Annotated in this window: 14 protein-coding genes; 1 reads left to right on the forward strand and 13 read right to left on the reverse strand. The window is 44.4% G+C overall.

Going from position 1 to position 13,397, the window contains the following annotated elements; all coding sequences use genetic code 11:
* Window positions 1-53: 53 nt before the first annotated feature.
* Window positions 54-1,067, reverse strand: coding sequence for a GerAB/ArcD/ProY family transporter (locus MKX80_RS22200; RefSeq protein WP_154996099.1), 1,014 nt, complete (start codon window positions 1,065-1,067; stop codon window positions 54-56).
* A gap of 303 nt (window positions 1,068-1,370) precedes the next feature.
* On the opposite strand from MKX80_RS22200, the gene yyaC reads away from it, so the two are divergent.
* Window positions 1,371-1,988, forward strand: a complete 618-nt coding sequence (gene yyaC / locus MKX80_RS22205) for a spore protease YyaC (protein WP_154996101.1) — start codon at window positions 1,371-1,373, stop codon at window positions 1,986-1,988.
* A 37-nt stretch (window positions 1,989-2,025) separates the two neighbouring features.
* On the opposite strand, the gene MKX80_RS22210 is transcribed toward yyaC, so the two are convergent.
* From MKX80_RS22210 to rpmH, 12 genes are all read right to left on the reverse strand, one after another.
* Window positions 2,026-2,874 (reverse strand): ParB/RepB/Spo0J family partition protein, encoded by an 849-nt coding sequence (locus MKX80_RS22210; protein ID WP_003178034.1) that lies wholly within the window; start codon window positions 2,872-2,874, stop codon window positions 2,026-2,028.
* The gene (gene soj / locus MKX80_RS22215) at window positions 2,867-3,628 is read right to left on the reverse strand and encodes a sporulation initiation inhibitor protein Soj (RefSeq protein WP_020453647.1); all 762 of its coding nucleotides are present in this window, start codon (window positions 3,626-3,628) and stop codon (window positions 2,867-2,869) included. Before soj ends, MKX80_RS22210 begins: the two co-directional genes overlap by 8 nt.
* Window positions 3,629-3,870: 242 nt before the next feature.
* On the reverse strand, window positions 3,871-4,314 hold the full coding sequence (locus MKX80_RS22220; RefSeq protein ID WP_182069623.1) for a carboxymuconolactone decarboxylase family protein: 444 nt from the start codon (window positions 4,312-4,314) through the stop codon (window positions 3,871-3,873).
* A gap of 66 nt (window positions 4,315-4,380) precedes the next feature.
* Entirely contained in the window at window positions 4,381-5,238 is an 858-nt protein-coding gene (locus tag MKX80_RS22225) for an RNA polymerase sigma-70 factor (RefSeq protein WP_268310617.1), read from the reverse strand.
* Window positions 5,239-5,293: 55 nt separating this feature from the next.
* Complete coding sequence (gene noc / locus MKX80_RS22230; RefSeq protein WP_154996107.1) at window positions 5,294-6,145, reverse strand: nucleoid occlusion protein; 852 nt, start codon at window positions 6,143-6,145, stop codon at window positions 5,294-5,296.
* Window positions 6,146-6,242: 97 nt separating this feature from the next.
* Window positions 6,243-6,962, reverse strand: a complete 720-nt coding sequence (gene rsmG / locus MKX80_RS22235) for a 16S rRNA (guanine(527)-N(7))-methyltransferase RsmG (protein ID WP_154996109.1) — start codon at window positions 6,960-6,962, stop codon at window positions 6,243-6,245.
* A 13-nt stretch (window positions 6,963-6,975) separates the two neighbouring features.
* Window positions 6,976-8,862, reverse strand: a complete 1,887-nt coding sequence (mnmG, locus tag MKX80_RS22240) for a tRNA uridine-5-carboxymethylaminomethyl(34) synthesis enzyme MnmG (RefSeq protein WP_154996111.1) — start codon at window positions 8,860-8,862, stop codon at window positions 6,976-6,978.
* A 16-nt stretch (window positions 8,863-8,878) separates the two neighbouring features.
* Window positions 8,879-10,258 carry a tRNA uridine-5-carboxymethylaminomethyl(34) synthesis GTPase MnmE gene (gene mnmE / locus MKX80_RS22245; RefSeq protein WP_154996113.1) on the reverse strand — a complete coding sequence of 460 codons (1,380 nt, stop codon included), beginning with the start codon at window positions 10,256-10,258 and terminating at the stop codon, window positions 8,879-8,881.
* A 335-nt stretch (window positions 10,259-10,593) separates the two neighbouring features.
* On the reverse strand, window positions 10,594-11,217 hold the full coding sequence (gene jag, locus MKX80_RS22250) for an RNA-binding cell elongation regulator Jag/EloR (RefSeq protein WP_268342823.1): 624 nt from the start codon (window positions 11,215-11,217) through the stop codon (window positions 10,594-10,596).
* The gene (gene spoIIIJ / locus MKX80_RS22255; protein WP_154996115.1) at window positions 11,214-12,014 is read right to left on the reverse strand and encodes a YidC family membrane integrase SpoIIIJ; all 801 of its coding nucleotides are present in this window, start codon (window positions 12,012-12,014) and stop codon (window positions 11,214-11,216) included. Before spoIIIJ ends, jag begins: the two co-directional genes overlap by 4 nt.
* A 165-nt stretch (window positions 12,015-12,179) precedes the next feature.
* The gene (rnpA, locus tag MKX80_RS22260; RefSeq protein ID WP_020453656.1) at window positions 12,180-12,539 is read right to left on the reverse strand and encodes a ribonuclease P protein component; all 360 of its coding nucleotides are present in this window, start codon (window positions 12,537-12,539) and stop codon (window positions 12,180-12,182) included.
* A gap of 84 nt (window positions 12,540-12,623) precedes the next feature.
* The gene (gene rpmH, locus MKX80_RS22265; RefSeq protein ID WP_003178075.1) at window positions 12,624-12,758 is read right to left on the reverse strand and encodes a 50S ribosomal protein L34; all 135 of its coding nucleotides are present in this window, start codon (window positions 12,756-12,758) and stop codon (window positions 12,624-12,626) included.
* Between the last annotated feature and the right edge of the window lie 639 nt (window positions 12,759-13,397).

Below are 13,397 nucleotides of genomic sequence, written 5' to 3' on the forward strand. Positions count from 1 at the left end.
TATTGTACAAAAAACCACGGCGAAAGAGCAATTCTTCACAATCATAAATATATTTATTTCCATTTACTTAAAATCGGATAAAGTAATATATTTACCAATAAATACAAATTTAATAATCCGTAAATTGGATATAAAAAAGCGATTAAATTTGAAAAGCCGATTGACGTAAAAGGCACCATGATCGAGAGAAGCAGGAGGACGATCACCCATCTCGGCCAGTTCACAAATGACAAAAAACGGCTGGACAGCCCGAGAATGCTTGAGATCGTCGTTGTGTAGATCGCGACGCAAAGAACAGCCGTCATAAAAATAAAAATCGGAAAAGGCGCGCCCTCCAAAACCGCGAATAAAGGAATTTCATAATGGGCCAGTTCACCGGCAAGCTCTACAAGGGTTTCATTATACATGTATGAAATAGCGCCAAACACCAGGCCGCTTAATATGCTGGCAATCTTCGCCTCTCCGACTCCCTTCATCTCTTTGCCGACCGCAGATAATACAGCGACAACAGATAATATGTTCAGGGAAGTGAATGCGATGCCGGCAGGCCAGTTGTATTGATGAGTCAAATTGAGCAGCCACGGCTGATGGTGAGCTGTTTGAAAAGAAATCAGCGCATACAGCAGCCCAGACACCAAAATCGGGATTAAATAGCTGTTAACGGACAATATGCCATTAAGCCCCCAGAAAAACAACAAGCCTGTGCATAGACAAAACAAGATGACGCCCGTCCAAAACGGGATATGAAAGATTTGCAGTGTTACCCCGCCTCCTGCAATCATCACAATCGTAGTCGTAAACAAATACAGGATGATCAGCACATCGTATACTTTAGCCAGCAGCGGACCGATTAATGTTTCGAGGACAGGCAGAAAATGCTCTGACTTTTGTTCATAACTGATCTTCATCACAATATAGGTTGACAGGCTGAACATGATCGTAAACAACAGGATAGCCAGTCCGCTTTCATCACCAAAAAACTGCCATATTTCCTGGCCGGATGCATATCCCGCACCTATTAAGCTTCCCAAAATAAGAAGCATCCACTTCATCCCGGCTCTCCACACGATTTGCTCACCCCAACAATATAGTTTTTAAGCTTGTTTCTCCGCTCATGACACTATATTGCCGGTCCTCTATAAAAATTCATGAAACCCCTTTCGACTTTTCTCCTTTAAATAAATATATTATATCAATATAATAAAATGAAATATCGTGTTTTCTCTTAGTAAAGTATTTTTTTCGGCTGGCCAAATCGATTCCTCCAAAGCATAAAAAAAGAGACAGCTGGATATACTGTAAACAACCATTCATACTCGAAAAACTCACCAAGACACTGCTGTTACCATGATGACAAGGATGTGAAGCCTATGAATCGAAAAGGCGGAATTTTTTCTCAAGAACCAATAAATGAATATATTTCTCATTCGGATCCGCTAGCTGTGAAACAAATAGAGAAAGTCCTTTCCGTCTATTTAAAGGAAGCCGGAGACCGGCCGATCGTGATCGTTTGCATCGGTACAGATCGCTCTACCGGAGATTCGCTCGGTCCCCTCGTAGGAATGAAACTCTCCGCAAAACAGCTGACACGTTTTCATGTCTATGGAACGCTTTCCGATCCGGTTCATGCCGTGAACTTAAATGAAAAGCTTGATCATATTCAGCAGCAGCATCAAAATCCATTTATGATCGCGATCGATGCCTGTCTTGGACGAACCAAAAGCGTAGGATCTTTTCAAATCGGCAAAGGGCCTTTGAAGCCGGGAGCAGGCGTTCAGAAAAGCCTGCCCGAAGTCGGCCACGTGCATATTAACGGAATTGTCAATGTCAGCGGCTTTATGGAGTATTTTGTCCTGCAAAATACAAGGCTCAATCTTGTCATGAGCATGGCAAATGTGCTTGCTGACGGGCTGTCTCATCTGGAGAAAGCAGAATGGCAGCGGCGCCATGTGTCACCAATTCAAAGAATGACCGGAAGGATGTCATAAAAAAAACCATCTGTATATGATCAGATGGTTTTTAAGCTTATGCGTCTTCTTGAGCCAGCAATTCAAGAATGCGCTCCAAGTCTTCATTTGAGTAGAATTCGATTTCGATTCTGCCTTTTTTCTTTTGCTTTTTAATGGTCACCGGGGTTCCAAAATAGTTTCGCAAATACGATTCCCGTTCTTTGATCACTGCATCTTTCACTTGTTTCGGTTTCTTTGTTTCACGTGGAACATCAGCATTCAACTGTTGAATTAACTTTTCAAGCTGGCGGACGTTCAGCTGTTCGGACACGACCTTTTGAACAAGCGGCTCAAGCTTTTTCTTGTTTTTCAATCCAAGCAATGTTCGGCCATGGCCCATCGATAACGTCCCGTTGTCGATTAACTTTTGGACGTCTTCAGGAAGTGTCAGCAGCCGCAAGTGGTTGGCGATGTGAGGCCTGCTTTTTCCAAGTCTTTTTGCCAGTTGTTCCTGGGTCATATCGAGATGTTTAAGCAAAGATTCATAGGCTTTTGCTTCTTCAAGCGGAGACAGGTCTTCTCGTTGAAGATTTTCCAATAGGGCAATCTCCATCATCAGGGATTCGGACAGCTCGCGCACAATCGCAGGAATGGTTTCCAATCCGGCTTTTTCAGCAGCCCGGAAGCGGCGTTCTCCGGCTACAATGTCATAGCCTTTAATTGACTTTCTGACAATGATGGGCTGCAAAACACCGTGTTGTAAAATGGACTCCTTCAAATCTTTTAACGATTGGTCATCAAACGTTTTTCTTGGCTGATAAGGGTTGGGCCGCAAGTCTTGCAGCTTGATTTCCTCAACCGTTTCTTCGGATAAATCAACATTTGAAAACAATGCATTAATCCCTTTTCCGAGACCTTTAGGCATTCGCAGCCACTTCCTTTGCTAATTCTAAATAGACTTCCGCTCCTCTGGAACGAGGATCATATAAAATGATCGGCTTTCCATGACTCGGTGCTTCACTGAGCCGGACATTCCGGGGGATAACCGTTTGGTATACTTTATCGCGAAAGTACTTTTTCACTTCTTCGATGACCTGTATGCCTAAATTCGTTCTTGCATCAAGCATTGTCAGCAATACACCGTCTATCATCAGATCCGTATTTAAATGTTTTTGCACGAGCCGAACCGAGTTGAGCAATTGGCTCAGCCCTTCCAGCGCATAATATTCGCACTGGACCGGAATCACGACGGAATCGGAAGCCGTAAGCGCATTGATTGTAAGCAGCCCTAATGACGGCGGGCAGTCAATAATCATGAAATCATAGTTTTGTTTGACGGATTCCAAAGCCCTTTTCAGCCGGACTTCGCGGGAAATGGTCGGAACGAGTTCAATTTCCGCCCCCGCAAGCTGAATCGTTGCAGGAATGACATCCAAGTTTTCTACGGATGTTGTTTTGATGACATCTTTCACATCTGCATCATCTACTAATATATCGTACACACATTGATCAACATCAGCCTTTTCAACGCCGATACCGCTTGTTGCGTTTCCTTGCGGGTCTATGTCGACTAACAAAACCCTTTTCCCGATGTAAGCTAAACAAGCTCCCAGGTTAACGGAAGTTGTCGTTTTGCCAACGCCACCTTTTTGGTTTGTGATCGCAATAATTTTCCCCACAATGTCACCTACTTTCACATTGAACAAGTTTCTCTCATTTCTCTATTTTAACAAAAAAAGAATCGGCCGTTTGCTTTTTTTGAATTTTTGTTTTTTGAAAGAGAGCCGTTTTGTTTATTTTTCGACATAAAGAGACCATTTTTTTATCTCAGAAAAAAGAGAAGAAACGTTCAAATGAAGTGAAAGATAGTTTTAATATTATATTAATATAAAAAATCCCCCTCTGTTAGGGGGGACTTCAATCAATCTGCTGCGGGCATTTTCCGGGTGGCAATAGCAATCCTGTTCCAGGCATTTATCGTGACGGCTGCCATAATCAGTTCGGCTGTTTCAGCTTCTGAAAAATGGGTCCTGACTTCGTCGTATACTTCATCCGGCAGCCCGTGCTCGCCGATTCGCGTAACGGCTTCGGTCAGCGCCAATACTGCCCGCTCTTTTTCCGTGAAAAAAGGCGCTTCCCGCCACGCATTAAGCGCATATATCCGCTGTTCCGTCTCACCGTTCTGCCTTGCATCCTTCGTATGCATATTTAAGCAGAAAGCACATCCGTTCAGCTGTGAAGCCCGGATTTTGATCAGTTCCTTTAAGATGGGGTCAATGCCTGAAGAAGCCTGCGCTTTTTCAAGCTCCAGCATTCCTCTGTAGCCCTCAGGGTTTACTTTTTCCATTAGAAATCTCGTTTCCATGTCTATTCCTCCTTTAAGTGTTTCACTTATATAACAAGTGAGGAACGGTGTTTGTGACAGAAAACGTTATATTTTAATGTGCTTCAGTTTATCGGGATTTGACACGATAAACACATTTTTGACGGAATCGCCTTCCGGATTCCAAGCAAAGCAAACGGCGTAAGCCGGGCGGTTGTTTTTCATGATCAAAACGCCCTTTTGGCCGTTGATATCGACAGACATAAAGCGGCCGGAAAAGCTTCCCTTTGAAACAACTCCCGTAAAAAACGCATAAATGCGGCTCTTTCCATAGATCGGTCTCAAAGCGCTGCGTACTTTTCCGCCGCCATCTGTATACAAAACGGCATCTTCAATCAATTTCTTGGAAAACTCCTCAAAATTACCGGTTCTCGCTGATTCGATAAACAGCCGGGCCAATTGCTGTTCTTCAACCGGCTGTGATAATACTGAAATTTCCCCGTTTAATTTCTGTTTCAGCCGGCTGTGGATTTTACGGCAGTTCGCTTCCGACTTCCCGATAATGGACGAAATTTCCTTATAATGATACCCAAATACTTCCCTAAACAACAAAACGGCCCTTTCTACAGGATTTAATCGGCTCATGACTACCAGAAAAGCATAGGAAACCTTTTCTTTTTCTTCAACGTACTCAGCCGGACTTTGAGCTGAAAGCGCCACCTGCGGTTCCGGAAGCCATTCCCCGATATATACCTCTCTTTTCTTGCGGGCAGACTGCAGTTCATTTATGCAGCGGTTTGTGATCGATTTCGTCAAATATGCTTGAATATGGTCAATTTGACTGATATCTTTTTCCTGAAGGTCTGCGAACAATTCTTGGACGATGTCCTCTGCATCTTGCAAAGACCCGAGCATACGATAAGCAATTGAAAAAAGCAATGAATGATATTGTCGATAATATTCCATAGACGCTCCCCCATAGATATTTTGCCTAAAAAAATAAAAGCTCTATAGGGAGCTTTTATTTCGGTATCCGGATCGTAAACTGAATATATTCTTCAAATTCCTCTTCTTCCGTATTCAGTTTGACGCCGCTGTCTTCCACCATTGATAAGGACTGTCGAATCGTATTCATCGCGATCCTCGCGTCCCTGCTGTAAGCTTTTCTCTTTGGTTTCGGCTTGCGTTTATCCTGCTCAAGCATTTTGACGACACGGTCTTCGGTTTGCTTTACATTTAAATTCTTTTCAATGACTTCATGTAACAGCTTGACCTGAAGGTCTGGCTGTTTCAATGGTATGAGCGCTCTTGCATGGCGCTCTGAAATTTCTTTTTTCAAGATCGCTTCCTGCACCTCATCCGGAAGCTTCAACAGTCTGAGCTTATTGGCGATTGTTGACTGGCCCTTTCCAAGCCTTTGTGCAAGAGCTTCCTGTGTCAAATCGTGAAGCTCTAAAAGTCTTGCATAAGCATGCGCCTCTTCAATTGAAGATAATTCTTCCCTCTGAAGGTTTTCGATAAGAGCGACAGAAGCGGTCTCCGTATCTGAAAAATCCTTAATAATAGCGGGAACCTTCTCCCAATCGAGCGTTTGAACCGCCCGCCAGCGCCGCTCTCCGGCTATGAGTTCATATTGGCCTTCCCGCTCTGTTTTTCTGACGACAATCGGCTGGATAATGCCGTGTGTATGAATGGTTGCAGCTAATTCTTTAATTTTTTCTTCTGAGAAAATGGTGCGCGGCTGAAAACGGTTAGGAATTATATCGCCTACTGGAATCTCTTGAATTTCTTCTTTATTCGTATCATGTTCAGCAATCTCTGCTTCTTCTTCCTTGTCGCCAAGTCCGAAGAGACGAGAGAATGAATGCTTCATGTACCTACACCACCTTTAAACACTGCCATTTTTATAATTCTATTTTCTCATGAATTTTCCTTCTGTGACATCACGAAATTTGAAGAAAACGAATAATTTAACCTTCAATAGGAGATTTATTAGGTGTTCCAGGCTTTCTTGGAAATTTCTTCGGTGTCTGAGATTGTTTTTTGATGACAATGATGTTTCTGTCGCTTTCTTCTATTGGCAGCTGAAAAGAATGTACGGTTTCAATTTTGCCTCCAAGCATTTTGATGGCTTTTTTGCCCGTTTCAATTTCTTCATCAGCCGAAGCTGCTTTTAATGCTACGAATAAGCCGTCTTTTTTCACAAGCGGAAGGCAAAGCTCGCTGAGAACCGAAAGGCGGGCGACAGCACGAGCCGTCACGACGTCATATCTTTCTCTGTGGTCTTTCGATCTTCCGAATGTTTCCGCGCGGTCATGGTAAAAAGCTGTGTTTTCCAGCTTCAAAGCATCTGACAGCTGATTCAAAAATTGAATCCGTTTGTTCAGTGAGTCAACGATTGTGACGTGAAGGTGCGGAAAGCAGATTTTAAGCGGAAGGCTTGGAAATCCGGCGCCCGCTCCAACATCACAGAGGCTTGTCATCTTTTTGAAATCAACGTAAAAAGAAGCGGCGATGGAATCGTAAAAATGCTTTAAGTACACTTCTTTTTTCTCGGTAATCGAGGTTAAATTCATTTTTTCGTTCCATTCAACAAGCCATTCGTAATAGGTCTCAAATTGCTCCAGCTGGAAGGAGGAAAGGGAGATGCCTTTCTCCTCCAAACCGGCTGTAAATTGCTCAATGTTCATGCCGTCACCCTTTCTATTCCGCAACCTTGGCAATCCGTCCCTGCTCTAAGTAGACGAGCAGAATGGAAATATCAGCAGGATTGACGCCGGAAATCCGTGAGGCTTGTGCGACAGACAGCGGTCTGACCTCTTTCAATTTTTGGCGCGCTTCCGTTGCAATGCCTTTGATCGCGTCATAGTCGATTCTGTCAGGAATCTTTTTGTTTTCCATTTTCTTTAGTTTTTCGACCTGCTGCAAGGACTTTTCAATATATCCTTCATACTTAATTTGAATTTCTACCTGTTCAGCAACGTCGCCGGCGACTTCTTGTTCAGGCGGCGCAAGAGCAGTAACGGTTTCATAATTCATTTCCGGCCGCTTCATCAGGTCGGTCGCGCGAATGCCGTCTTTGAGCTCGCTGCCGCCCAGTGAACGGATATATTCCTGATTTTCCTTTGTCGGTTTGATAATAACAGAATGAAGACGTTTTTTCTCTGCTTCAATGGCCGCTTTTTTCTCTTGAAACTTTTGATATCGTTCTTCAGAAATCAAGCCGATCTGATAGCCGATCTCGGTCAGGCGCAAGTCTGCATTGTCGTGACGCAGAAGCAGCCTGTACTCCGCACGCGATGTCAGCAGGCGGTACGGTTCGTTTGTTCCCTTCGTCACAAGGTCGTCGATCAATACACCAATATAAGCGTCAGAACGGCTGAGAATGACCTCTTCTTTGCCAAGCGCTTTCCGACCCGCATTGATGCCGGCCATAATTCCCTGTCCGGCCGCTTCTTCATAGCCTGATGTTCCGTTAATCTGTCCGGCTGTGAAGAGTCCCGGAATTTTTTTCGTTTCCAGTGTCGGCCACAGTTGTGTCGGTACGATCGCATCATATTCAATCGCGTATCCTGCCCGCATCATTTGCACATTTTCAAGACCGGGAATAGTTGAAAGCATTTTTCGCTGCACATCTTCCGGAAGGCTTGTCGACAATCCCTGGACATAGACTTCCTGGGTGTTGCGCCCTTCAGGCTCAAGAAAGATCTGGTGTCTCGGCTTGTCGTTAAAGCGGACGACCTTGTCTTCAATAGACGGGCAATATCTCGGCCCCGTTCCTTTGATCATGCCCGAGTACATCGGTGAGCGATGCAGATTATTGTCAATGATTTCGTGCGTTTCCGGACTTGTATATGTGAGCCAGCACGGAAGCTGGTCTGTAATATATTCCACCGTCTCATACGAAAAGGCCCGCGGCACTTCATCACCGGGCTGAATTTCCGTTTTGCTGTAGTCAATCGAATGGCTGTTGACCCGCGGCGGCGTTCCTGTTTTAAAGCGGACGAGGTCAAAGCCAAGCTCTTCAAGGTGCTCAGACAGCTTGATGGACGGCTGCTGGTTGTTCGGTCCACTGGAGTATGACAGATCGCCAAGAATGATTTTCCCTCTCAAAAATGTTCCCGTCGTCAGAACAACGGTCTTAGAACGGTACTCCGCCCCTGTTTGGGTTACAACGCCCCGGCATTCCCCGTCTTCAATGAGAAGGCGTTCGACCATTCCTTGGAGCATGGTCAAATTCGGTTCATTCTCAAGTGTCTTTTTCATCTCGTGCTGATATTGAAATTTGTCAGCCTGAGCCCGCAGCGCCCGGACGGCAGGTCCTTTTCCTGTATTTAAAAGCCTCATTTGGATATGAGTTTTATCGATATTTTTAGCCATTTCCCCGCCGAGCGCATCGATTTCGCGGACGACGATTCCTTTTGCAGGTCCGCCGACAGACGGGTTACATGGCATAAAAGCAACCATATCAAGGTTAATCGTTAAGACAAGCGTTTTTGCGCCTTGTCTGGCTGACGCCAGCGCCGCTTCAACACCGGCGTGGCCGGCGCCGACGACAACGACGTCATATTGGCCTGCTTCATAGCCCATATGCTTTGTTCCTCCTTTATTTTCCTAAGCAAAATTGAGAGAAGAGCTGGTCGATCAGACTTTCATGTACAGCATCGCCAATGATCTCCCCGAGAACTTCCCAACATCTTGTTAAATCAATTTGAACCATATCGATCGGCACATCGTTTTCGATGCCCTCCAAAGCGTCAGTGATAGCGCGCTTCGCCTCATGCAGCAGTGAGATGTGCCTTGTATTGCTGACATATGTCAAGTCGCCGCTCTCAATCGCGCCTGTGAAAAACAGCGATTGAATGGCTTCCTCCAGCTCATCAATCCCTTCCTCTTTCAATAAGGAGGTCGTGACGACAGGCTGATTCCCCGCCAATTCCCGAACGCGATCAAGATCAAGCTTTTGCTCAAGATCGGTCTTATTGACGATGACGATGATGTCCATCCCCTTCGTTGCTTCAAAGAGCTTGATGTCTTCTTCTGAAAGGGGCTCGCTGTAATTGAGGACTAGCAAAATCAAGTCGGCTTCTTTTAATACCTGTCTTGAACGTTCAACGCCGATTCGCTCGACGATGTCTTCGGTCTCGCGTATCCCGGCTGTATCGACAAGACGCAGCGGCACGCCTCTGACATTCACATATTCTTCAATGACATCCCGCGTCGTTCCCGGAATATCCGTTACAATCGCTTTTGTCTCATGGACGAGACTGTTTAAAAGCGAGGACTTGCCGACATTAGGCCGCCCGATGATAACCGTCGAGATTCCTTCTCTTAATATTTTACCCTGCTCTGAAGTCGTCAGCAGCGCCTCGATTTCCTTTTTGACCTTTGTCGCCTTTTCAATCAGCATCTTGTGCGTCATTTCTTCGACATCATCGTATTCCGGATAGTCAATATTCACTTCAACGTGGGCCAATGTTTCAAGAATCTCGGCTCTCAACCGTTTGATCAGTGAAGACAGCCTTCCTTCCATCTGATTCATGGCCACATTCATAGCGCGGTCTGTTTTCGCCCTGATGAGATCCATGACAGCTTCAGCCTGGGAAAGATCGATTCTTCCATTCAAAAAGGCTCTTTTCGTAAATTCCCCCGGTTCCGCCAGACGCGCTCCCTCTCTCAAAACGAGCTGAAGCACCTGGTTGACGGTCACAAGTCCGCCGTGGCAGTTGATTTCTACAATATCTTCCCGCGTAAAAGTTTTCGGCGCTTTCAGGACCGAAACCATGACTTCTTCCACGACTTTTTCCGTTTCCGGATCAACGATATGACCGTAGTTAATCGTATGTGAATCGACGGAACTCAGCCTTTTTCCGCGAGGTCCTTTATATACTTTATCGGCGATCGCAAGAGCCTCAGGGCCGCTCATCCGGACGATCGCAATCGCCCCTTCTCCCATCGGCGTTGAAATCGCAGCGATGGTATCCATGGCTTTCACCTCTCTTTTTCATTCCTATATCTATTATCCCCATTTGTCCGGGTCATCTTCCAAACATCGTATATGGATGAAAAACTTTTATTGTAATCAAAATTTAAAGATAACATAGTTTCAATTGAAGTGGAAGTGACTTGAACCGTTATCCACAACCGTTCTAAGCCATCATTACTTACTTTAACTTATCCACATGTGAATAACAATTAAATTTCATTTTCATCAACAGCTTACACCGAAAAAACCAGAGCTTAAACTGATTTTGTCTGCATTCAGCGATTTTGCAACGACAAAAAACCGAAGTCCCAATTTTGGGAACTTCGGTTTTCATGTTATTTTTTATATGAGATGACAAGGTGCCGGTTATGGTCTTCTCCGGTAGAGTAAGTTTCGATATGCTGCGAGTAGCCTGCAAGCGTATCATGGATGACCTTGCGCTCACTGGAAGGCATCGGCTCCAGGTGAATGTCTTTTTTCTGCCTGGCCGCCTGGTCAGCAAGCTTCAATGCCAGCTGAGCCAGTGTTTCCTTCCGTTTTGCACGGTATCCTTCGGCGTCAACCACCGCTTGGATATATCTGTCGGAATGACGATTGAGCACGAGCTGCGTCAGCGTTTCAAGGGCATTTAAAGTTTGTCCCCTTTTTCCAATTAAAAGGGCTGTTTTATCGCCTTTTAACTGAAAAACCACTCGTTTTGACTCCTCTTCTGCCGTCACCTGGACTTGTATTCCCATATTCGAAATCACATTTTCCAAATACTGTTTTGCTTCTTTAACCGAGTCTATTTTTTCCCGAATGTTCACGACTGCAGACCGATGACCGAAAATGCCGAATAATCCCTTTTTCCCTTCATCAACTACATCGACTTCGACATCATCTGCATGAAGGCCTAGCTGTTCAAGCCCGGATTGCACTGCTTCATCGACGGTACGTCCAGTAGCAGTCAGTTCCTTCACTTTTTCTTACCTCCGGATTTTTTTCCTCCGGCTGTCGCTTCCTGTCTCTCTGCCTTTAGATCAGGCCCTTTGATAAAGAAGGTTTGAGCAATCATGAATAAGTTACCGACTACCCAGTACAGAGAAAGAGCCGCCGGGAAACTGATCGCAAATACAACGATCATGATCGGCATCAGCCAAAGCATCATCGCCATCTGCGGATTTTGCTGTGCTGTTCCCGCCATCATCAGCTTTTGCTGAATGAATGTGAACACACCGGCGAGAATCGGCAAGATGAAATACGGATCACGCTCTCCAAGGTCAAACCATAAAAAGCTGTGTTCTGCGATTTCCCGCGTTCTCATAATGGCATGATAGAATCCGATTAAAATCGGCATTTGAATTAAGATCGGGAAACATCCGGCAAGCGGGTTAACCCCGTGCTTTTGCATGAGAGCCATCGTTTCCTGTTGAAGCTTCTGCTGCGTTTTTTGATCTTTAGAACTGTATTTTTCGCGAAGTTTTTGCATTTCAGGCTGGAGAGCCTGCATCGCTTTCGAACTCTTCGTCTGCTTGATCATCAGCGGCAAAATTAAAAGTCTGATTAAGAGCGTGACGATGATAATCGCGAGTCCGAAGTTTTCATTCGTTAAATTTGCTACATAAGTAATCAGCTGTGACAACGGGTATACGATATACGTGTTCCAAAACCCTTCGCTTTCTGCAGTGATCGGCTGGTTGATTTCCGTACATCCAGCTAAGAGCACGATAACGCCGATCATACTGAACAATAATAAAATTCGCCTCTTCAACAACATTTCCTCCTAAATCTTCATTCTCAACCGGTATTTTTCGGTTATGACCATTAAAAAGACATACTTTCTCGTATTTTATCATCTTTCTCCCCGAATGGGCGACGACATTTTTCAGGAGCTAAAGGAAGCGCTTAAAAATGAGGGGCCATAACTTCTTTTTAACCCGGACTATGATGGCTGATTCGGTTTTTTCCGGTAGACAAACGACTTTCTGAAAAGATGCTGCAAACTTTTTTTCGTCTCTTCATATGACAATTCAGCTGCAGGCTTTCTTGCGATGATAATGTAGTCATTTTCTTGTTTTAATAGATCCCGCTCTTCCTGGATGACCTGGCGAATCAGCCGCTTTACCCGGTTGCGCACGACTGCGTTTCCGATTTTCTTGCTGACCGACAGTCCCACCCGAAACTCTTTCGCCTCAGGCTGGTGAAGCACATATAAAACATATTGCCGGTTTGCCATCGATTTGCCTTTTTTAAATACTTTTTGAAAATCTTCATTTTTCTTTAATCGATTTCGCTTTTTCATATCTTCTTTCACTCCGATAACAAGCTGGCAAATGGGCCTGGTCATTCCTCTATGTAAAAAAGACCACTGACATTATTCAGTGGCCTAAGCTGATAATACTTTTCTTCCTTTGCGGCGACGACGTGCTAATACAAGACGTCCATTTTTAGAACTCATACGGCTGCGAAAGCCATGAACTTTGCTGCGCTTACGGTTATTTGGTTGAAATGTTCTTTTCATGTATGACACCTCCCTCGAGGAATAGCTGTTAAAGACAGTCTAATTTATTATATTGGGATGAGCAGTTCATTGTCAACTTCGCTCACACATTTCTTTTTTGCACCATAATAGGATAACACATATCAATTTTCTTCGAAACCCTAATTTCATTTTTCCTCAATTTTAGCTTAAAAGATTTTTTTGGAAGCGGGAAAATGGGATGAACGACGCGAAAAAAAGCCAATGTGGATATCTTTCGCCTCGTTTTTTCTATCCACAGTCATTATCGACAACATTTTCACAAAACTAACCGTTGTGGACAATATTTCTTCAACAGTTTGTATAGTGTGTGGATAAGTTCCTCGCAACCATTGCAACCACTCGCTTATTCTGATATTATATTTGTGTTTTAACTCTTGATAACAAATTGGCTGCCAATCCATTATCCACAAACTGTGGATAAGTTGTGGAAAGTTTTTTCACAGGGTGTGCAGTAATTTGTCCACATCTTGTGAAAAATGTCGAAAAGACGTTTTTCTACTATATTATATGTTTTCAACATTTCATTAACGAATGGACTCATCCATTTGCTCTTTTTTTGTGTTCTATAACAGGTTGGACGAGCAAATATTGCTGGTAAAGGAGGGACGAACCGCCATT

The organism is Bacillus sp. FSL K6-0972, assembly GCF_037976035.1.
Lineage (GTDB): Bacteria > Bacillota > Bacilli > Bacillales > Bacillaceae > Bacillus > Bacillus haynesii.

Coding starts and splice junctions, on each gene's coding strand:
- MKX80_RS22225 (WP_268310617.1), bottom strand. CDS start 5,238: ATGGAATATTATCGACAATATCATTCATTGCTTTTTTCAATTGCTTAT.
- MKX80_RS22220 (WP_182069623.1), bottom strand. CDS start 4,314: ATGGAAACGAGATTTCTAATGGAAAAAGTAAACCCTGAGGGCTACAGA.
- mnmG (WP_154996111.1), bottom strand. CDS start 8,862: ATGGGCTATGAAGCAGGCCAATATGACGTCGTTGTCGTCGGCGCCGGC.
- mnmE (WP_154996113.1), bottom strand. CDS start 10,258: ATGGATACCATCGCTGCGATTTCAACGCCGATGGGAGAAGGGGCGATT.
- spoIIIJ (WP_154996115.1), bottom strand. CDS start 12,014: ATGTTGTTGAAGAGGCGAATTTTATTATTGTTCAGTATGATCGGCGTT.
- MKX80_RS22210 (WP_003178034.1), bottom strand. CDS start 2,874: ATGCCTAAAGGTCTCGGAAAAGGGATTAATGCATTGTTTTCAAATGTT.
- rnpA (WP_020453656.1), bottom strand. CDS start 12,539: ATGAAAAAGCGAAATCGATTAAAGAAAAATGAAGATTTTCAAAAAGTA.
- noc (WP_154996107.1), bottom strand. CDS start 6,145: ATGAAGCATTCATTCTCTCGTCTCTTCGGACTTGGCGACAAGGAAGAA.
- yyaC (WP_154996101.1), top strand. CDS start 1,371: ATGAATCGAAAAGGCGGAATTTTTTCTCAAGAACCAATAAATGAATAT.
- rpmH (WP_003178075.1), bottom strand. CDS start 12,758: ATGAAAAGAACATTTCAACCAAATAACCGTAAGCGCAGCAAAGTTCAT.
- rsmG (WP_154996109.1), bottom strand. CDS start 6,962: ATGAACATTGAGCAATTTACAGCCGGTTTGGAGGAGAAAGGCATCTCC.